Source organism: Armatimonas sp. (genome assembly GCF_964826245.1).
In genome coordinates, this window is record NZ_CBAYMC010000063.1 from 1 (window position 1) to 18,344 (window position 18,344).

The following is an 18,344-nucleotide window of genomic DNA, read 5'->3' on the forward strand; positions in this document are numbered from 1 at the left end:
TTCCAGGACGCCACCAAGGGCAAGATCGAGATGCTCCAGGAGCCGTTCCAGGACCAGGCCGACCCGCTCAAGGCGCAGCGCAATGTCCAGGACGCCATCACCAAGTACGGCGACAAGATCAACGGCTTCCTAGGAATCTGGGCCTACGATGGCCCGGCGATCCTGAATGCCGTCGAGAGTGCCAAGCTGCTCGGCAAGGTCAAGATCATCACCTTTGACGGCGCTCCTGAGACCCTCGCGGGCCTGGAAGCCAAGAAAGTGGATGCCGCTGTTATTCAGAAGCCCTACGAGTTTGGTCGCCTCTCGGCCAAGCTGCTCTACCTCATCAACCGCAAGGGCCTCAAGGCCGCGATTGAGGAGCTGAAGCCCGAGCTGGAGAAGGCTGGAATGAAAGTGGACGGCAACAAGATCGACACCGGCGTGACCACGGTCACCCCCGAGAATGTCGCTCCGTTTGTCGAGAACATGAAAAAACTCGGCCTCAAGTCCACATAAGCACAATCTCCCACAGAAGGAGGTTATTTCACAAAGGCTGTGCGCCATCTGACGCATGGCCTTTTGATTTTCTAAAGTGTATTATGTATTGATTTTTGCGTCAGATAGGAACGAATAAGAGTGGCGGTTAAGGATATGGGAAAACAGGCAGGATCGGGCATCGTGGCTCGGCTGCTCAAGTCGCGGGAGCTGAGCGTGGTGGCAGTGCTTGCCCTGCTCTGCCTCGGAATGGCATTCACGGAGCAACGTGCCAACTTCTTTGGGCCACTCAACATGACCAATATCTTGCAGCAAGTGGCCCTTCTGTCGCTCTTTGCCATCGGCGAGACCATTGTGATCATTACTAGCGGCATTGATCTGTCTCTCGGCTCGATCATCGCCTTTGCAGGGATGCTGGTGGCGCTCTTTGTCACGAAGTTCTCGGTGGGGCTTATCGCGGGCCCCGCCGCGCTACTCGCCATTGTCCTCACGCTCCTCTGCGCGCTAGCTATCGGGCTGCTCCACGCGACTCTGATCCACAAGCTCAAGCTGCCGCCCTTTGTGGTGACCCTTGCCGCGCTCTTGGTGCTCCGCAGCCAGTCGCTGATCGTCAACAAGCAGCTCCCGATCTCCCTCAATGACTACCCGCTGATCACCGATCTCTCCAAGGGCTGGCCGCTCTGGACGATGCTCGTCATGGTGGCCGTCGTGGCGCATATTCTCCTTACTCGAACCCGGATCGGGCGCTATCTCTACGCACTGGGCGGCAACGAACAGGCAACCCGCCTCTCCGGGGTGAATATCTTTAAGATCAAGCTCTTCGCCTACGGAGTCAGTGCGCTTCTGGGCGGCCTGGCGGGAATCCTCTGGGCGGGCTACGGACGGCAGGGCAACCCGCAGCTCGGTCAAGGCTACGAGCTAGACGCCGTTGCGGCGGCTGTGGTCGGCGGCGCGAGCCTAACGGGCGGACGTGGCTCGGTGCCGGGGACGATCTTAGGCGCTACTTTAGTGATCACGATTCTCTCTGCGATCAACTTCACCTTCTCCAACCCGGACATCTGGCGCGGGACTGTGGTCGGTTGCGTGCTCCTCTTCGCGGTTCTTGTCACCGCACTCCAACAAAAAGGTGGCCACGAATAATGCTCCTCAAGATGGAGGGAATCCAGAAGTCCTTCCCCGGCGTCTTGGCGATTCGTGAGGGGCGGCTGGAGCTAGAAGCGGGCGAGATCCATGCGCTGCTCGGGGAGAACGGGGCGGGCAAGTCCACGCTGCTCAAAGTGCTCTCGGGAGCGCACCAGCCCGATGCGGGGACGATTCACTTAAACGGCGAGCAGGTCACCCTTGCCGGGCCGCGCGATGCCACGGAGCGCGGCATCGCGGTGATCTACCAGGAGTTCAATCTTATTCCGCAGCTCTCGGTGGCGGAGAACTTGTTTCTGGGCCGGGAGAAGACCAAGGGCGGCTTTATCACCCGCGCCGACGAAAACGCGGCGGCCCAAGGGATTCTCCAGAGCCTCGCTGCGCCGTTTGATGCCACGACGCCCGTCGGGGAGCTGACGGTAGCCGAGCAGCAGCTGGTTGAGATCGCAAAAGCGCTCTCCCAGAACGCAAAAATCTTGGTCATGGACGAGCCCACAGCGGCGCTCTCGGGCCGGGAAGTGGACGCGCTCTTTGCCATTGTAAGAGATTTAAAAGCCCAGGGAATCGGGATTGTCTATGTCTCACACCGCTTAGATGAGATCTTCCAGCTCTGCGACACCGCCACCATCATGCGCGATGGCCAGTGGATCGCCACCAAGCCTGTCTCGGAGTGGACACGTCCCAAGCTCATCGAGTCTATGGTGGGGCGTGCCCTCTCCGCCGAGTTCCCCCCACGCGACCCGAAGCAAGTCATCGGCGAGGCGCGGCTGGTGGTGAAGAACCTGCGCCGGGGAAGAGCGGTGCAAGGCGTCTCGTTTGAGCTTCGGCGCGGCGAGATTCTGGGCCTCTCAGGCCTCGTGGGGGCGGGCCGGACCGAAGTCGCCCGCCTGCTCTTCGGGGCCGACTCAAAAGACGGCGGCGAGGTGGTTCTCGATGGCAAGACACTCCCCCTGCGCTCGCCACAAGAAGCCGTAAAAGCGGGAATCTGCCTTCTCACCGAGGATAGAAAGCGCCAAGGCTTGGTGCTGGATCTGGCGCTCCGCAACAACTTCGGCCTGCCCAACCTAGAGAAGCTTGGCAAGCTCGGGTTTATAGACGGCAATAAAGAGCGCGAGGCGTTTGGGGGCTATGTCGAGAGCCTGCTGATTAAAACCCCGCACCAAGAGCAGCTCGCACGAAATCTCTCCGGCGGCAACCAGCAGAAAGTCGTGCTGGCTAAGTGGCTCCAAGCCAACTCCGAGATTCTGATCTTCGACGAGCCCACACGCGGCGTGGATGTCGGGGCCAAGTACGAGATCTACGTGCTCATGCGCAAGCTCGCCACCGAGGGAAAAGCCATCCTGATGATCTCCTCCGAGCTCCCCGAAGTGCTCGGCATGAGCGATCGGATTCTGGTGATGCGCGGCGGCAAGATCACCGGCGAGATCGAAGACGCCACCAAGGCCACCCAAGAAGACGTCCTGCACCTCGCCGTGGAGTAGACCGAATACCCTCCTCCCCCGGCCCCTCCTCCCAATCCTGGGAGGAAGGGGAGAGGGGAGATTAGTGTTATGTCCTTCGTTTTCGTGCTTTTGCTCGGTAGCGCTCTAGCCGTTGCGCTCGGTAGCCATTCAGAAGCTCTTCCCACTCCGCTTCTGTCAGCCAGTAACAAACCCACTCTTTGTGGGCTTCAAGAATCCAATATTCCCACCAGCGCCCTAGATCAGCCCGAACTGTGGGATTAGTAGCGAGCCGTGCCCAGAAGCCAATATTGGCGCTTGTTGACGGATCACATTCTCCAATGTCTGTCACTCTGGGAACTTCCGAACAATCATAGGCATACCAAACCGCACGCTTTAGAAAATGATCATCGGGTGGGGACGTCACATAGCTCTCTTCGATCTTTTGGTAGAGAAACGTCAGCCAGTCCAATACATTCACAGCGGCGGTGGCTTCCGCCTGAAACTCAGGGAAAGAACGCTGTGCTTTCCCACGCCAATCTTGCTGTCTCTCGCGATGCCGTTGGAGTATTTCTTCGATCTTCGGGCTACGTTCTGGCATCATTAAAGTGTACCGCGCTAGTTTTCAGACGGCCGCTTGCGGCCTTTGTAGCGCGAAGCGCTCGTTAGTCCTGCCGCTCCAACCGGCGGGACAATGTGCCTCCCGTGATAGCATAGAAGCGTGCCAACACCTGCTGCTTTCTCTGCCCTCCGCCATCGCAACTACCAGCTTTTCTTCTCGGGACAGGCGATCTCGCTGATCGGCTCGTGGATGCAGATGACGGCGCAAGGGTGGCTGGTGGCGCTGCTGGCGGGCAGTGAGAAAGAGGCGAGTGCCGCCCAAGGCTGGGTGATGACGCTTGGGTCGCTGCCAATGCTCCTCGGAGCGTTCTATGGCGGCTGGCTGGCGGATCGCTTCTCCAAGCATAAGATTGTCTTGTGGGCACAGGTCGCTCAGGGGTCGCTGGCCCTGATCATGGCGGCGCTGGTCTATGCCGATCAGGTGCGCCTCTGGCACGTGGCGATCTTTGCGGTCTTGCTGGGGATCACCAATGTCTTTGATATCCCGGCGCGTCAGTCGTTTATTGTCGAGCTCGTGGGCAAAGACGATCTTCACAATGCCATAGGGCTCAACTCCTCACTCTTCAATGCCGCTCGGGTGCTCGGGCCTGCGCTGGCGGGCTTTCTGATTGCGGATAAGCAGCGCGCGATGGCTCCGTGTTTTCTGGCAAATGGCCTCTCGTATATCGCCGTGATTGTGGGGCTCTGCCTGATGCGCGGCGACTTTGCGCCGCGTGCCACGGGGAAAGAGTCGCCGCTCAAGGGGGTCAATATCGCCTTTGGCTATCTCAAGCAGCACCCCCCGATTGTGGCGATGATGGCGATTCTGGCGAGCTTTTCGATCTTCATGACCGGCGACTGGATTCTCTTGCCCGCTCTGGCCAAGTTTACTCTAGGAGCAGATGCCACCCACTACAGCCAGCTCATGAGTGCCCGTGGTGTTGGAGCGCTACTCGGAGCGATTCTCTGCACCCTGCTCTCGTCGTCGCCGCTCAAGGGCCGGATCGTCACGATTGGTGCAGTCCTCTACCCTCTTCTCTCGCTGGGAACCGCGCTCTGCCATCGGCTAGAGCTGGCGTTTCTCTTTGCCCCGCTCTCGTCGTTTTGCATGATCTGTGTCTTTGCGACGAGCAATAGCCTGATCCAAGCCTCGGTACCCGATGCACTCCGAGGGCGGGTGATGGGGGTTCATGCGTTTCTGATGATGGGGCTCACACCCTTTGGGAGCGCGTGGGCGGGAGTGGTGGCGTCGCACACGAATGCGGCCCATGCCATGGCGCTTGGAGCAAGTCTTGCCGCAGCCAGTGCCTTGCTCGCCGTGATTCTCTCCCCCGGCCTACGCCGCGCCAAGCAGACTCTTGTACCGCTTGCTACCGATTCGGCTGGCTGAAGCCCTCGGGCATCTCTTCGAGGGGAATGGCTAGCTCTTGCTCGGTGCCATTGCGCCAGAGGGTGAGCTTGAGCACCTCTCCGACCGCATGGCTGGCAATGATCTTGCGGAGCCCCTCACTATCGTCGAGTGGCTTTCCGTCGGCGGTGCGCAGAATATCCCACTCCAGAATGCCGCTCTTTTGGGCGGGTGAGCCCTGCACCACCGCGGCTCCGTTGTTGGCATGCACCAGCACGCCTTGATTGTCGGGAGGTAGGGTTAGGCTCCCTGGTAGGGCGCTTCGCTCGACTTCGGAGAGCGGGGTGTAGACCACGCCGAGATAGGGCCGGAGCATCTTGCCGTTCTCGATGAGCTGTGCGGCGATCTTGCGGGCGGTGTTGATCGGAATGGCAAACCCAATTCCAGCGGCAGCTCCACTTGTGGTGGCAATGGCAGTGTTGATCCCGATCACGCGGCCTTCACCATTGGCGAGGGCTCCTCCTGAGTTGCCAGGGTTGATGGAGGCATCGGTCTGGATGACGCGCTCGACGGCAGTGCTATCTTGGTGCGGGTACTGGCGGTTCAGGGCGGAGATAATCCCCAGCGTGACCGTGGAGTTAAAGCCCAGCGGGCTGCCCACCGCGATTGCCCAGTCACCTACCCGAAGCGTGTCCGAGTCGCCCAGTAGCGCCGGAGTGAGGGTCTTTGCCCCTAGTAGCTTGATCACGGCGAGGTCACTGGCCTGATCCCCCCCGATCACAGTCACCGAGAAGCGGCGACCATCGGCGAGCGTCACCTGACACTTGGCCGTCGGCTGGCTAATCAGCGGGGAGATGACATGATAGTTCGTCAGGACATAGCCCTCTGCCGAGAGAATAATGCCCGACCCCGAGCCTTCAAAGCGCCGATCTTCTGTGCGAAACTGCCCGAAGAACCCACGCCCAGGGACGCTCTCATGTCCCTCGACCTCAATACTAACCACTGCAGGAGCAACACGGGCTGCCGCATCGGCAACCGACGGCAACCCGGAGAGAGCGTGCCCACCACTACCTGAGGGACTTTTTGCCAAGGCCTGCGAGAGTGCCTGACGTCCGGGCGGCAGGGTTGCCTCACGCCCGACGCTTGGTCGACCTTGCGCCAGATAGAGAATCAGCGCACAGGCCGCAAACCCCGTCACAAACGTCGCCCCATAGGCAAGCGCCGTTTTCATCGCAGCTGGCCTAGCTACTCTTTCCGGGCCTCGGGCTCGTCGATTCCTTCTTTAAACTCGCGCGTTGCCTGCCCCAAGCCCTTAAAAAGCTGAGGGAGCTTCGGGGCTCCAAAGAACAATACGACAACCAAAACGATCACCAGCCACATGCTGGGAGATGTCCAATACGCAAACGATAGCATCTTGATTTCCTCTAGTCTCCTATTTTATCGCGAGTTCTATAGTGCTTGAAAATTTTCAACTAAAGCTACTAAGGCTATATTCTTTCTCCGCCAATGATCTTTGTCATGAACGCACTGCTCCGGACAATCCAAGCCCCCGTCAAGCGGCTCTGGGCCGCGCTTGCTGCCCAACAGAATCTCGGCTTCTTTGTTCGCTCCGGGGAGACCCAGGTTCCGTCCTACGGCAGCTCACACGTACACCTACCCGAGGGCATGGATCTGCGTGTTAGTGGAGCGGGTCTCCACAATCGACCGGCTCGTTTTGCCCTAAATGCCTCCGGGGAGGCTACTCTGCACCTGGAAAACACCACGCTTGTCCTCGGCACACTCGCCCAGCAGCCTGTGGAAGTGGGAGAGATCATCACGGGCCTACGGCTTCGTGGAGCGGTGCGTTTCCCTAAACACGGCATTGTGCTCATGGTGCCCGACCGTGAAGACCTCCCGTACTTACTTCAGGTTCTCACACCACGTGCCCCCGCCGCTTCTCAAACGCGCTCCTACTCTAACTCAATAGCCGCCTGAGCCTAAAAATTCATAAAAAAAGCGGAGAATACGGCTTTTTCGCTATGTAGCGGGTAGACTTTACAGTGACGGTTTTAGGTATCAATCTTAAAATCGAGATTAAATAACTACAGGATAAAAGTGAGTACAACAGACTCTCCCACTCCATACGACCCGAATGCTTTCGAGCGCCCCTCTGTCACCGTTGATGTTGTCGCCTTTACTGCCCGCGAGCGCAAGCTCCATGTGCTGCTCATCAAGCGCGGTGTCTGGCCCTTCGAGGGTCACTGGGCTCTGCCTGGTGGCTTTGTTCAGATGTCCGAGGGACTCGATGCGGCTGCCCATCGTGAGCTGACGGAGGAAACGGGTGTTGCGGGTGCAGAGTTTTTAGAGCAGCTCTACTCGTTCGGCAATGTGAACCGTGATCCCCGCACCCGTGTGATCTCCGTGGCCTACTACGCACTTCTCCCCGAGCCCAGCATCTCGCCCCGTGCGGGTACCGACGCCGCCGAGGCGCAGTGGTGGCCCGCCGATGCGCTGCCTCCGCTAGCCTTTGACCACGCGGAGATCGTGAAGACAGCACTGAGCCGCCTGCGTGCCAAGCTGGGCTACACCAGTGTCGCCTACGCCTTGCTCGCCCCCGAGTTCACGCTTACCGAGCTCCAGACAGTCTACGAGATTATCCTAGGCCGCGAGCTAGACAAGCGCAACTTCCGCAAGAAGATGCTCTCCACCGAGCTGCTTGAGGGTCTGGAGAAGCAGCGCCGTGGTGGTGCCCACCGCCCCGCGCAGCTCTTTAGCTTCACCAAGCGCGAACCTGTTTTTCTGGATTAAACCCTCCTCCCCCTAGCCCCCTCCTCCCAATCCTGGGAGGAGGAGGAATTTGTTATTTAGCAAAACTTCGTGTATAAACGACAAGTAAATTATGGCAATCTACTTTTACCGCACCAACGAGGTGCCCTACGGGGTCTTCTCCAACTTTTCGGCGCACCCCTTCACGCTTGACGGAAAGCTCTGGCCGACTAGTAAGCACTACTTCCAGGCGCAGAAGTTTGTGGGATTCTCTGAGCACCAAGACGAGATCCGGCTCGCTGCTACGCCGATGGAAGCCGCTGAGAAAGGCCGTGAGCGCCACCGCCCACCCCGAGCTGACCGAGCTTCTGCTGGCAACCGGCGAGGGCTACCAGACGGAGTAGCCGCCCCATGGAATGAGGCGTCAACAGTGGCGTTCCGCCGCAAAGCCCGTGCCGGGCTACAAAATTACTCCCTCTTCGCGAAGCCGCGCCCTGAGGGCACCCGGATGGCGAGGAACGAGCCAGGGGGAGGCTAGCCCGGAACGGGCTTCGCGGCACGCAGTGCCATTGCAGACGCCGGTTTCCAACCGGCGGCGAAGGAGAGAGATAGATGACGACAACGCTTTACCGGCCTGTGGGACAGGCAGAGCTTGACCTGATCGCTACAAGTGGCTTTCGGGCCTTTCCGCCACGCCTGCCCCAACAGCCCATCTTCTACCCCGTCACCAGCGAGAGCTACGCCATCCAAATCGCACGCGACTGGAACACGAAAGACGCCGCCTCGGGCTTCGTCGGCTATGTCACACGCTTCAGCGTTTCGACGGAGTTTCTCAGCCGCTACGAACTCAAAACCGTCGGTGCAATCGGTAGCCACGACGAGTACTGGATTCCCGCCGAGGAGCTGGACGACTTCAACACTGCGCTGATCGGAGAGATCGAAGTGATCGGAGAGTTTCGACCACGCCCGTAGTCGCGGAGCGACTTTTTGGCGCTTGCGCCTCCAGACGCCGCTTTCAATCGGCGGGAGAGGGAACGTACTCAATTTTAGCGCTGTAGCCGGGGCGGATGAGGTGGAAGCGGTTGTACCACCAGCCTTTAAGGTTCTCAATCTCCCCCACACGGGTCACGGGGCCGGGCTGGGGGATGAGGCCGTAGGTGTAGAACTGGCCGTTGTCAATCTTGTAGGTCAGCCGGTCGCGCTCGGTCATGCACCCGGCAGGCGACTCGCTGTAGATCACCAAGACCCCCGGTGTGCTATCGTCGTAGCTGGTGAAGCGCCGGTCCATTCCCCAGCGGTTGAGCGCAATCCGCCAGCCCTCACGTGTCAGATCTGCCCAGCCAACATCGAGATCGTCTAAGTCCACGCCAAAGCCTCGGGGGAGCTTCTCGCTCTCCCACTTTGCCTGCTCCGCTTCCAGCTCGGACTCGCTCCAGAGCCGCACCAGGCCACGCTCGACAAGGCTTGCTAGAGCCTGCGTGACATGCTCCTCCGAGAGCTGGCCGCGCAAGAGCGGGGGCGGAGGAGCGTTGCGGGCATCGTCCAGCAAGACAATCGGCTCACGTGGGCCGGAGTCATAGAGATGCCAAAGGACGGCAAGCTCCGGGTCAGCTAGTTCCATCGGGTAAAGTCCTCCTCGGTCAAGCGATACATCCACCAGTCCGCCAAGTGCGTCGCGCCACGCTTGTTGTAGAAGCCCTGCGCCAGCTCGTTCCAGTCGAGACACGTCCACTCCATACGCCCACAGCCCAGGCGCTTGGCCTCGTGCACCTGAAAGTCAAAGAGTGCGCTGCCTGCCCCTTTAGAGCGTGCCGCCGGACGCACGAAAAAGTCTTCGAGAAAGAGCGTCGGCTTGGCCAAAAAAGTGGAGTAAGTGAAGAAAGTAATCGTGTAGCCCAGTGGCTCCGGGTTATTTTCCTCAAAGGCAAGGTGCACAAAAAAGCGCGGCGGCTGGCAGTCAAAGGCATCGGCAACTAAGCGCTTTTGGGCATCTTCGGTAGGGCCAGAGAGTTCTTCATAGTCGGCGAGGGCTTGGATCAGAGCCAGAAACTCTGAAGCATCAGCACGGGTGGCGAGTCGAACGGAGATAGGCATTGTCATATCGCCTTTTAAAGACTAGGCCGACGAGTATGCCAGTCCGTGGCTTGTTGGTAGGCGTGGGCGACTTTAAAGAGCAGCCCTTCGGAGAACGCGGGGCCGAGGAGCTATTTAGTTTCAATAAGTTCTATTAAATTAGAATAAAAATTACTGAGTACAGGACAAAGATTCAAACCTTCACGATGCCGATACTTACTGTCAATAAAAGACGGAATTAATTTCGTCATCAAGTACCAATAAATATCATCAATATAGTGATTTCAAAAAATATCCTGTACTCAAAAAATTTAGTTAGGAGTTTCAGGGGTCTGATAACATTCGCGAGCATGATGTACGCAGTTACTATAGCAGATTCCAGTAGTATCACCAGCACAGAAGTTACTGCAGCATGTTATACAACCTGCCTGACTTTGAGATCGGCACACTTCAGCTCCATGCTTACATGAAGCCACACATGTATTATAAGGAAGACTTCCTTCTGAATAATATTGCCCACAATACCAGGGACAGAAATCTCGCGGTTCATCCTCGTCAGGGATATTTGCTTTCGCAACAAGACCAAGACTAATACCGCCTAACATAATACCTAGAAGGCATGACACAGCAATCCGTAGTTTCATATTTAAGTTTCTTTCTTTTATGGGAATGAAGTAAAATATACACTTGTAAGTTTCACTTCACGACGACGAGTGATTTCTTTTTGAATTGAGATTATCTCATCAATGATTTTCTGTTGATCTTCTCCTGATATCTTCTTGTAAACCTCCGATCTAACAATAGTAAGTCCAGTTGGTAACATTTGACTCATTAGCGAATATGTTTTTAAGTTTGAGAAGCTAGTATCTAACATATGCATAACAAATTTAATCATCAAGTCGATTTTCTTTTTAGTATCAATTTCTATTTGGTTAATCATATTTAAAGATTTGTTAAAATCAGACATAAAATTATATTTTACACTACAATTAAACATTTGGCTGAGAGACTGATTTAGATATCCTTGAAATTCAGGAGTATAATTTACATCGTACGATTTATCAGTTTTCAGAAGACTGGACACAATTTCTAATTGATTAGCTGTTGATATTTTATCCGTTTTTGACAAACTTAAATACCTATACAAATACAACAAACCATTATCTTTATAATATTTCTCAGACATTTTACTATACTTATTATTTTCTTCTGATTGATTATCAAGGTTAACATCTCCAGACGAATAAAATCGAAATAATCTCCAAATGACAAGTGGTTGCTTGCTATTTAAAAACAAAGATTTTTGATATAAATTTACAATCTTTTGTAATCCTATTTTTTCTCCTTCTTTAGTAATTTCTCCTTGAGTGTTAAAATATGAATCAGCTAACGATCTATAATATAAATGATTCTCAGGATCAAGTTCAATTGCTTTCTCAAAATCTTCTTGTATATTTTCATCTGTTATTTTTTTTGCTATTCTGGCTATTTTGAAAACATTATTTTTCAAAAATTTTACCCAACCAAGAAAATAATACGCATTCGCTTTCTCTTTATTATTTTTACATAACTTTAAAGATTCAGAAGTATTATATAAAGACAAATCAATGAGTTCACTCATTCTTTTATCAGAGTCATTTTTTGATCTATCGTACTTTAAATTATCATCGAATGTCTTAATATATGGCTTCTCAGGCATAGGCTTCGAATACCAGGGTGAAGTTGGATTTGTATTATTCTTACTCCAATTAGTTAGATTTTTTTTGAATGTATCCATGTCGTTCTCAAGCCATGAACGATTGTATTCTGCTTGAGCAATCATTACCGACCTGCCTGCTTGGGCGGCAGCTAGTGCCAGATAACATTGCCGGTTTTCTGGTTGGTTTTTTTTTGCTTGCTCTAACTTTAATATTGCATCTTCCAATCTTCGGTTACTACGAACTAAACGCAAACCGGAATCAAGATATCCATTTTCATCTTGCCCATAAGATGAAAATGGAAATAACGTAAAAATACAAAATATGTATAATAATTTTTTCACAATATCTATTTTTGTTTTACTCATTTTTTAAGACCCAAAAAACTTATAACTTGCTTTAAATCTTTTATTTCGTACACACGATCATCTTTACACAAATAAAATGTCGGAGTCCCTTGCACTCCAATTATTTTCCCTGCCTTAATATCTTCTTTCACAATAGCAGTAGACTTCTGTAAAGATAAAGATAAATCACTGTTTGAGATTTTATATTTCTTAGAAATATCAGCAATATAACTGCGGTTTATAGCATCTTCAGTAATTAAAATCTGGTGTATATCAGGAATCTTACCAATAATCTTGCACTGCTCTGAGAATACAGCTGCGGCTTCAGCATTTTTATGCATTTTCAAAGGAAAATGACGACGATGCAACTCAATCTTATCTGTGTTATTTTTGATCAGTAACTCAACGAACGTATTTACTGATTTACAAGGAGGGCATTCATAATCAAAAAACTCTACTAAAATAGGAGTACGAGGGTTATTAACCCTACTACCAAGAACTTGAGAAGCCTTAATATTCAGAAGTTTCGGGGGGGGCGGGGGGCGCTTTTTAGTGACTCTTGCATAGCCCAAACCGAATACCAAACCAGCCGATGCAACGAAGCAGGCTAGCATAACCATAGTATTCTTTTTAGATTCTACTTTATCCACAATGATAATTTTATAGTAGAGTTATCTGAGTGTCAAGAAGTATTTTCATTTCGAGCTTCGTCTCAGCCTGTTTTGACAGGCTGAGTTGATTTTCTCTAAAGCACGGGCCGCCGGGTATGCCAGTCCGTTTGCTGTTCATATGCGTGGGCGACTTTAAAGAGCAGCTCCTCGGAGAACGCGGGGCCGAGGAGCTGCATCCCGACGGGCAGGCCATGCGTGTCAAAGCCACAGCACTGGGAGAGCGCAGGGATTCCCGCTAAGTTCGCCGAGAGAGTGCAGATGTCCGAGAGCTTCATCGCCAGCGGGTCGTCGGTCTTCTCCCCAATCCCGAAAGCTGTGGTCGGGGCCGTGGGCGTGATGAGCACATCGAAGTTTTCAAACGCCTGCTCAAAGTCGCGCTGGATCAGCGTGCGCACTTGCTGGGCTTTGAGATAAAACGCATCGTAGTAGCCCGCCGAGAGCGCGTAGGTGCCGATGAGGATGCGCCGCTTGACTTCGTCGCCAAAGCCCTCCTCGCGGCTCTTCTCGAAGAGATCAATGTGGCTGGTCGCTTTCTGCGTTCGGTGGCCGTAGCGCACGCCATCGTAGCGGGCGAGGTTCGAAGACGCTTCGGCGGGGGCGACGATGTAGTAGGCCGGGAGCGTGTACTCGGTATGCGGCAGCGAGCACTCCCCCACTTCGGCACCGAGGCCACGTAGCACGCCAATGGCGCTCTGGACGAGAATGCGAATCTCCGGGGCGATCCCGGCAGCGAAGTACTCGCTTGGGATGCCGATGCGCAGGCCGGAAATATCGCCGGTGAGCGCCTTGGTGTAGTCAGGAACGGCTTGCGGCACGCTGGTCGAGTCGTGTGGATCGTGGCCTGAGAGGACGTTCATCACTAAGGCGGCGTCTTCGATGTTCTTGGCGAACGGCCCGATCTGGTCCAGCGACGACGCAAACGCGACTAAGCCATAGCGGCTGACGCGGCCATAGGTGGGCTTGACTCCCACAACGCCACAGAAGCTCGCGGGCTGGCGGATCGAGCCACCGGTGTCCGAGCCGAGCGAGAGGGGCGCAAAGTCCGCCGCGACGGCTGCCGCACTCCCCCCCGACGAGCCACCAGGCACTTTGGAGAGATCCCACGGGTTGCGGGTGAGCTGCAGTGCGGAGTTCTCCGTGGACGAGCCCATCGCAAACTCGTCTAAGTTGGTCTTGCCAATCGCAATCGCACCGGCAGCTTGGAGCTTTTCCACCACCGTGGCATCATAAGGCGGCACGAAGCCTTTGAGAATCTTGCTTGCACAAGTAGTCTCGACACCAACCGTGCACATATTGTCTTTGAGCGCAACCGGAACGCCCGCCAGTGGGCCGGGGTCTTCGCCGGCGGCGATCTTTACGTCCACGGCATCGGCCTGCGCAAGAGCCTGCTGGCGCATCACGGTCAGAAACGCCCCGACGGACTCATCGTGGGCAGAAATTCGCGCCAGAAACGCCTCGGTAACCGCGCGGGCCGTGACTTCTTTTGCCTTCACTTTAGCCACGATCTCGGTGGCGGTTAAATGGGTTAGCTGCATCATGCCTAGTCTCCTGCCAGCACTTGCGGGACGATAAAGCCGCCCATGATCTCATCCGTGTGCGCCGTGAGCTTCAGCACCTCGGCCTGCGAGAGCGAGGGAGTTATTTCATCCTCGCGCAGCAGCGCTTTCACCGGCACCGCGTGACTTGTGGGCACGACACCCGTCGTGTCAAGCTGTTGAAGCCGTGCAAACTGATCCAGGAGGTCATTGAGCTGGGGGGTAATCGTCGCAATTTCGTCGTCTGCGAGGGCAAGGCGGGCCAGCGTCCCGACCTTACGGACATCTTCCGTAGTCAAGGCCATGAGGCCATTATACCGCCCCAAAATTCGTGAACCAAAACCCGATTTTTGTTGTCTTTAAGAGTGCTATGAAAACGCTTGCCCTTGCCCTCACGATTCCTGCGGTTTTGGTCGTCGCCACGATCGCACAGCCACACAAGATTAGCGCCCCGCTGATCGGCGCAAAACTACCCGATTTTCGCACCAAGACCGTGGATGGCAAGGAGTTTCACTTCTATGGCCTCGCCGGGAAAAAAGCCGCGGTTTTCTACGTGATGGGTGCCGACTGCCCGATTGCCAAGCTCTCTCTGCCCAAGCTGGCGGCACTGGCAAAAAAATACGAGGCTAAGGGCGTGGCGTTTGTCGCGGTCAACCCCAATGGCAGCGAGACCAATGCGCAGAGCCTCGCGGCGGCAAAAGCGGCGGGCGTGACGTTTCCGGTTCTTCCCGACCGCGAGCAGAAGTTTGTGGACTACGTGAAAGCCACCCGCACTTGTGAGGCCCTCGTGGTGGACGGGCAAGCCACGCTGCGCTACCGGGGCAGTGTGGACGACCAGTACGGCCTCGGGAGCCGCAAGCCCAAGGCGAGCAAGACCTACTTAACCGATGCGCTGGATGCGCTTCTGGCAGGCAAGCCTGTCGCTGTGTCCAGCACGGCAGATGTCCCGGGTTGCCTCATTGACCGAAACCAGCCTGCCCCCCCCGCCCCCACAAGTGGGGGAGCCCGAGGTGAGGGCGAGCCAGAGCCGATTCCGGCGCTTGTCTTGCCGGAAGTGGGAAAAGTGAGCTACTCGGAGCACGTTGCGCCAATCTTGCAGGAGAAGTGTGAGAGCTGCCACCGTCCTGGGCAAGTGGGGCCGTTCCCGCTTCAGAGCTATGCCAACGCCAAGCGCTGGAGCGCGATGATCGGGGAGACGGTGAATAACAACCGCATGCCCCCGTGGCACGCCGATCCCCGCCATGGCAACTTCGCCAACGACCGCAGCCTGAGCGCCAAAGAGAAGGCGACCGTGCTGGCCTGGGTCAAGCAAGGCACGCCTGAGGGCGACCCGAAGAAGCTGCCCAAGCCGAAGAGCTTTGTGGCAGGCTGGAATATCGGCAAGCCCGACGTGGTACTCAAGATGGACAAGCCCTTCAAAGTGCAGGCGACCGGCGTGCTACCCTATAAGTGGTTTCGTGTGCCGACGGGCTTTACCGAAGACAAGTGGATTCAGGCCGCCGAGGTTAAGCCCGGAGCCCGAAGCGCCGTCCACCATGTGCTGGTATTCCTATACGACAAGCGCGGCGGGGTTCCCAACGGTCTGGACGGCTTTGTCGCGGAGTACGTCCCCGGTGAGAGCCCGATGGTCTTCCCTGAGGGAATCGCTAAGAAAGTGCCTAAAGGAACGGATCTGATGTTCCAGGTGCACTACACTCCCATGGGTACTGAGCAGGTCGACCAGAGCGAGCTTGGTTTTATCTTCGCCAAGGAGCCTCCCAAAGAGATCGCGGATACCATCGGAATTCTGAGCCTGAACCTGCGGATTCCCCCGGGCGCGGAGAGCTACAAGTCGTCGCGGAGCTTTACGGTTCCGGTGAGCTCCACGATCTACTCCTACTCGCCCCACATGCACGTCCGTGGAAAAGCCTTCCGCATGAGCGCCACCTACCCCGATGGCAAAGAAGAAACGCTGCTCTCGGTGCCCAAGTATGACTTCAACTGGCAGACGCGCTACATGCTCAAAGAACCCAAGAAAGTGCCGTCGGGGACGAAGATTCTGATCGAGGCCTGGTACGACAACTCGTCCAAGAACCCGCACAACCCCGACCCGACCAAGCTGGTCACGTGGGGCGAGCAGACCTTTGAGGAGATGATGATCGGCTTTATTGATGTCGTCTCCGAGGGCAATAAGACGCAGCAGCTACGGATGCAGAACTTCCTAGGTGGCCTTGGCCAGCGGCGACGGACAGGGCAGTAGGGTATAGTAAAAGCTACCCATGCCTGATGAAGCAACGCGCGGCCAGCGCCTAGAGCGTCTCAAGTTTATTGAGCGTTTGGTTCTAATCCCCATCCTCCTCGTCGCCGTCGGGGCTTACTTCTGCTTGGGTCGGGCACAAGTGGTTGGTGTCTCGATGTTTCCTACACTGAAGCCAGGGCAAAAGGTGACGATCCTCAAGGCGTGGCAGCGTTTCTCCCCTCTTCATGAAGGCGATGTGATCGTCATCGGGGTGCGTGTGGGCATGAAAAACCGCGATGAGGACGTGGTAAAACGGGTGGTCTTTATCCAGAACGCCAGCGGCACGCGCCCTTGGCCTGCCACCATTACCACGCCTGCGGGGACGTTCCCCACTGCAACCCTCTTTCGGGAGGGCATGGTCAATCTCACCACGCCCAAGGGCATCTATGTCCTAGGCGACAATATCAACAACTCCACTGACTCCCGCGATTTTGGCGCGGTTTTAGAGTCGGAGATTATCGGAAAGGTCTTGCGTTGAGCACAGAGGCAATCCTAACAACAGATATTCAAGGGCTGAAAAAGCTCGGGCAGGGGAAAGTGCGCGATCTCTATGCCGTGGGCGAGAATCAGCTCTTGCTCGTAGCCTCGGATCGTATCTCGGCCTTCGATGTCGTGATGGCCCAGGGCATTCCGGGCAAGGGGCGCATTCTCACACAGCTCTCGGTGTTCTGGTTTGGGATCACCCAGAGCGTCATTGCCAACCACCTCATTACCGCCGATGACACCGAGATCGCCAAAGCGCTCGCCGCCGTTGGTGGTGTCTGGGACGAAACCCTGGCGGGCCGGGCGATGCTCTGCAAGCGCACGCGCCCTCTCAAGATCGAGGCCGTGATCCGGGGCTATCTCTCCGGCTCGGGCTGGAAGGCCTACAAAACCGACGGCCCCAACCTCTGGGGCAATTCTTTGCCGCCTGGCCTCGTCGAGTCGGATAGGCTCCCCACCCCGATCTTCACGCCCAGCACCAAGGCCGACGCAGGCCACGACGAGCCGATGACTCCCGATGAGGCAAAAGCACTCCTAGGCGAGCACTACGATGCGGTTGTGAACGCCGCGCAAGGGCTCTATAGCTTTGCCGCCGCCCACGCCGAGAAGCGCGGCATTATCCTCGCCGACACCAAGTTCGAGTTCGGGCTTAACGAAAACAACGAAGTGATCTTGATTGACGAAGCCCTCACCCCAGACTCGTCGCGCTTCTGGCCCGCCGACACCTACCAGCCCGGCGGCGCGCAGCCCAGCTTCGATAAACAGTTCCTCCGCGACTTTTTAGAGTCCGTCCCTGACTGGAACAAGCAAGCCCCGCCGCCTGATCTGCCCGCCGAGATCATCGCCAAGACCGCCGAGAAGTACACAGACGCTTGGCGACGGCTCACGGAATAATCCCCCCCAGCCCCACCACCCTCGCTACGCGGGGTACCCGAACGGGGGAGATAAGAGGTATCGGATTCCTTATTGTCCCCCCGCCACGCGGGGGTTAGGGGGGAGCTTACAGATAGTCCCGCGCCGCCTCGATTACTCCCAGTAGTAGCCCCACTCGCCGAAGCGCTCCAGAATGCCACCGTAGGCTTCTCGCTCGTACTGGCCGTTGGAGCGGTAGACAAAAGTGTCGCCAAACGTCAGAATACCATTATTGGGTGTGTACTCACGATTCACTGAGACTGCCAGCGTCCAAAGTTTTTCCTTCTCTTCGATATGATATTCCCAGCTACGCTCTGCCATGGGGCCGGGCTTGGGGAAGGTTTTCTTGAGGACTTCTAGCGTCTCAGGAGGCTTTTTGTGTTGCTTTTCATAGGCACGAACCGCAGCGATGACCGGTCGGGCGTTGGCTACCACCTCACGCAGTCCCGCTTGCCGCTTTTGCTCGTACTGGGCGTGGCGATGTTGTGCGTACACCTGCCAGCTCATTCCGATGCACAGGAAAGCACCGATGCCACCTAGCACGTTGACCCAGAGAGTCGGAATATTGCGCAACATGGTTTATGATACCGCTTTAACCCGCC

21 protein-coding genes are annotated in these 18,344 nt (G+C 55.8%); 11 read left to right on the top strand and 10 right to left on the bottom strand.

Annotated features, from left to right (window positions below):
• The 3 genes from AC1XOS_RS08190 to AC1XOS_RS08200 all read left to right on the top strand — a co-directional run.
• A partial coding sequence (locus tag AC1XOS_RS08190; protein WP_481961726.1) for a substrate-binding domain-containing protein occupies positions 1–495 on the top strand: 495 nt, incomplete at its 5' end.
• A gap of 120 nt (positions 496–615) precedes the next feature.
• On the top strand, positions 616–1,614 hold the full coding sequence (locus tag AC1XOS_RS08195; RefSeq protein ID WP_481961727.1) for an ABC transporter permease: 999 nt from the start codon (positions 616–618) through the stop codon (positions 1,612–1,614).
• The gene (locus tag AC1XOS_RS08200) at positions 1,614–3,095 is read left to right on the top strand and encodes a sugar ABC transporter ATP-binding protein (protein ID WP_481961728.1); all 1,482 of its coding nucleotides are present in this window, start codon (positions 1,614–1,616) and stop codon (positions 3,093–3,095) included. Before AC1XOS_RS08195 ends, AC1XOS_RS08200 begins: the two co-directional genes overlap by 1 nt.
• A 67-nt stretch (positions 3,096–3,162) precedes the next feature.
• Here the strand turns inward: AC1XOS_RS08200 and AC1XOS_RS08205 are convergent, their stop codons facing one another.
• Entirely contained in the window at positions 3,163–3,534 is a 372-nt protein-coding gene (locus tag AC1XOS_RS08205; protein ID WP_481961729.1) for a hypothetical protein, read from the bottom strand.
• A gap of 240 nt (positions 3,535–3,774) precedes the next feature.
• On the opposite strand from AC1XOS_RS08205, the gene AC1XOS_RS08210 reads away from it, so the two are divergent.
• On the top strand, positions 3,775–5,043 hold the full coding sequence (locus AC1XOS_RS08210; protein WP_481961730.1) for an MFS transporter: 1,269 nt from the start codon (positions 3,775–3,777) through the stop codon (positions 5,041–5,043).
• Here AC1XOS_RS08210 and AC1XOS_RS08215 read toward each other — a convergent pair.
• Together AC1XOS_RS08215 and tatA are read right to left on the bottom strand one after the other, a co-directional pair.
• Positions 5,024–6,232, bottom strand: coding sequence for a S1C family serine protease (locus AC1XOS_RS08215; protein WP_481961731.1), 1,209 nt, complete (start codon positions 6,230–6,232; stop codon positions 5,024–5,026). The two genes, AC1XOS_RS08210 and AC1XOS_RS08215, sit on opposite strands and share 20 nt — an antisense overlap.
• 14 nt (positions 6,233–6,246) lie before the next feature.
• Positions 6,247–6,414 carry a twin-arginine translocase TatA/TatE family subunit gene (tatA, locus tag AC1XOS_RS08220; protein WP_481961732.1) on the bottom strand — a complete coding sequence of 56 codons (168 nt, stop codon included), beginning with the start codon at positions 6,412–6,414 and terminating at the stop codon, positions 6,247–6,249.
• A gap of 105 nt (positions 6,415–6,519) precedes the next feature.
• On the opposite strand from tatA, the gene AC1XOS_RS08225 reads away from it, so the two are divergent.
• The 4 genes from AC1XOS_RS08225 (at position 6,520) to AC1XOS_RS08240 (ending at position 8,718) form a co-directional block, all read left to right on the top strand.
• Positions 6,520–6,975, top strand: coding sequence for a hypothetical protein (locus AC1XOS_RS08225; RefSeq protein ID WP_481961733.1), 456 nt, complete (start codon positions 6,520–6,522; stop codon positions 6,973–6,975).
• Between the two features lie 120 nt (positions 6,976–7,095).
• Positions 7,096–7,788, top strand: coding sequence for an NUDIX hydrolase (locus AC1XOS_RS08230; protein WP_481961734.1), 693 nt, complete (start codon positions 7,096–7,098; stop codon positions 7,786–7,788).
• Positions 7,789–7,879: 91 nt separating this feature from the next.
• On the top strand, positions 7,880–8,284 hold the full coding sequence (locus AC1XOS_RS08235) for an NADAR family protein (protein ID WP_481961735.1): 405 nt from the start codon (positions 7,880–7,882) through the stop codon (positions 8,282–8,284).
• A gap of 74 nt (positions 8,285–8,358) precedes the next feature.
• Complete coding sequence (locus AC1XOS_RS08240; RefSeq protein ID WP_481961736.1) at positions 8,359–8,718, top strand: hypothetical protein; 360 nt, start codon at positions 8,359–8,361, stop codon at positions 8,716–8,718.
• A 43-nt stretch (positions 8,719–8,761) separates the two neighbouring features.
• Here the strand turns inward: AC1XOS_RS08240 and AC1XOS_RS08245 are convergent, their stop codons facing one another.
• From AC1XOS_RS08245 to gatC, 6 genes are all read right to left on the bottom strand, one after another.
• Entirely contained in the window at positions 8,762–9,367 is a 606-nt protein-coding gene (locus AC1XOS_RS08245) for a hypothetical protein (protein ID WP_481961737.1), read from the bottom strand.
• Positions 9,358–9,840: an N-acetyltransferase family protein gene (locus tag AC1XOS_RS08250; RefSeq protein ID WP_481961738.1), complete on the bottom strand. Its 483-nt coding sequence runs from the start codon at positions 9,838–9,840 to the stop codon at positions 9,358–9,360. The genes AC1XOS_RS08245 and AC1XOS_RS08250 overlap by 10 nt, the downstream gene beginning before the upstream one ends.
• A gap of 640 nt (positions 9,841–10,480) precedes the next feature.
• Entirely contained in the window at positions 10,481–11,860 is a 1,380-nt protein-coding gene (locus AC1XOS_RS08255; RefSeq protein WP_481961739.1) for a tetratricopeptide repeat protein, read from the bottom strand.
• A 20-nt stretch (positions 11,861–11,880) separates the two neighbouring features.
• Positions 11,881–12,513, bottom strand: a complete 633-nt coding sequence (locus tag AC1XOS_RS08260) for a DsbA family protein (RefSeq protein WP_481961740.1) — start codon at positions 12,511–12,513, stop codon at positions 11,881–11,883.
• Between the two features lie 95 nt (positions 12,514–12,608).
• Positions 12,609–14,069: an Asp-tRNA(Asn)/Glu-tRNA(Gln) amidotransferase subunit GatA gene (gene gatA, locus AC1XOS_RS08265; RefSeq protein ID WP_481961746.1), complete on the bottom strand. Its 1,461-nt coding sequence runs from the start codon at positions 14,067–14,069 to the stop codon at positions 12,609–12,611.
• A 5-nt stretch (positions 14,070–14,074) separates the two neighbouring features.
• The gene (gene gatC, locus AC1XOS_RS08270) at positions 14,075–14,374 is read right to left on the bottom strand and encodes an Asp-tRNA(Asn)/Glu-tRNA(Gln) amidotransferase subunit GatC (protein ID WP_481961741.1); all 300 of its coding nucleotides are present in this window, start codon (positions 14,372–14,374) and stop codon (positions 14,075–14,077) included.
• Positions 14,375–14,439: 65 nt separating this feature from the next.
• Between gatC and AC1XOS_RS08275 the strand changes: the two genes are divergently transcribed.
• From AC1XOS_RS08275 to AC1XOS_RS08285, 3 genes are read left to right on the top strand one after another with little or no spacing between them, the layout of a single operon-like run.
• Complete coding sequence (locus tag AC1XOS_RS08275) at positions 14,440–16,308, top strand: redoxin family protein (RefSeq protein WP_481961742.1); 1,869 nt, start codon at positions 14,440–14,442, stop codon at positions 16,306–16,308.
• Positions 16,309–16,327: 19 nt separating this feature from the next.
• Positions 16,328–16,825: a S26 family signal peptidase gene (locus AC1XOS_RS08280; RefSeq protein WP_481961743.1), complete on the top strand. Its 498-nt coding sequence runs from the start codon at positions 16,328–16,330 to the stop codon at positions 16,823–16,825.
• Positions 16,822–17,724, top strand: a complete 903-nt coding sequence (locus AC1XOS_RS08285; RefSeq protein WP_481961744.1) for a phosphoribosylaminoimidazolesuccinocarboxamide synthase — start codon at positions 16,822–16,824, stop codon at positions 17,722–17,724. The genes AC1XOS_RS08280 and AC1XOS_RS08285 overlap by 4 nt, the downstream gene beginning before the upstream one ends.
• Positions 17,725–17,856: 132 nt before the next feature.
• On the opposite strand, the gene AC1XOS_RS08290 is transcribed toward AC1XOS_RS08285, so the two are convergent.
• Positions 17,857–18,318, bottom strand: coding sequence for a hypothetical protein (locus tag AC1XOS_RS08290; RefSeq protein ID WP_481961745.1), 462 nt, complete (start codon positions 18,316–18,318; stop codon positions 17,857–17,859).
• Positions 18,319–18,344: the final 26 nt, after the last annotated feature.

Bases quoted from the DNA above. Each gene is read 5' to 3' on its own strand.
- gatC (WP_481961741.1), bottom strand. From the start codon at position 14,374: ATGGCCTTGACTACGGAAGATGTCCGTAAGGTCGGGACGCTGGCCCGC.
- AC1XOS_RS08245 (WP_481961737.1), bottom strand. From the start codon at position 9,367: ATGGAACTAGCTGACCCGGAGCTTGCCGTCCTTTGGCATCTCTATGAC.
- AC1XOS_RS08215 (WP_481961731.1), bottom strand. From the start codon at position 6,232: ATGAAAACGGCGCTTGCCTATGGGGCGACGTTTGTGACGGGGTTTGCG.
- AC1XOS_RS08240 (WP_481961736.1), top strand. From the start codon at position 8,359: ATGACGACAACGCTTTACCGGCCTGTGGGACAGGCAGAGCTTGACCTG.
- AC1XOS_RS08225 (WP_481961733.1), top strand. From the start codon at position 6,520: ATGAACGCACTGCTCCGGACAATCCAAGCCCCCGTCAAGCGGCTCTGG.
- gatA (WP_481961746.1), bottom strand. From the start codon at position 14,069: ATGCAGCTAACCCATTTAACCGCCACCGAGATCGTGGCTAAAGTGAAG.
- AC1XOS_RS08200 (WP_481961728.1), top strand. From the start codon at position 1,614: ATGCTCCTCAAGATGGAGGGAATCCAGAAGTCCTTCCCCGGCGTCTTG.
- tatA (WP_481961732.1), bottom strand. From the start codon at position 6,414: ATGCTATCGTTTGCGTATTGGACATCTCCCAGCATGTGGCTGGTGATC.
- AC1XOS_RS08290 (WP_481961745.1), bottom strand. From the start codon at position 18,318: ATGTTGCGCAATATTCCGACTCTCTGGGTCAACGTGCTAGGTGGCATC.
- AC1XOS_RS08235 (WP_481961735.1), top strand. From the start codon at position 7,880: ATGGCAATCTACTTTTACCGCACCAACGAGGTGCCCTACGGGGTCTTC.
- AC1XOS_RS08250 (WP_481961738.1), bottom strand. From the start codon at position 9,840: ATGCCTATCTCCGTTCGACTCGCCACCCGTGCTGATGCTTCAGAGTTT.
- AC1XOS_RS08280 (WP_481961743.1), top strand. From the start codon at position 16,328: ATGCCTGATGAAGCAACGCGCGGCCAGCGCCTAGAGCGTCTCAAGTTT.
- AC1XOS_RS08275 (WP_481961742.1), top strand. From the start codon at position 14,440: ATGAAAACGCTTGCCCTTGCCCTCACGATTCCTGCGGTTTTGGTCGTC.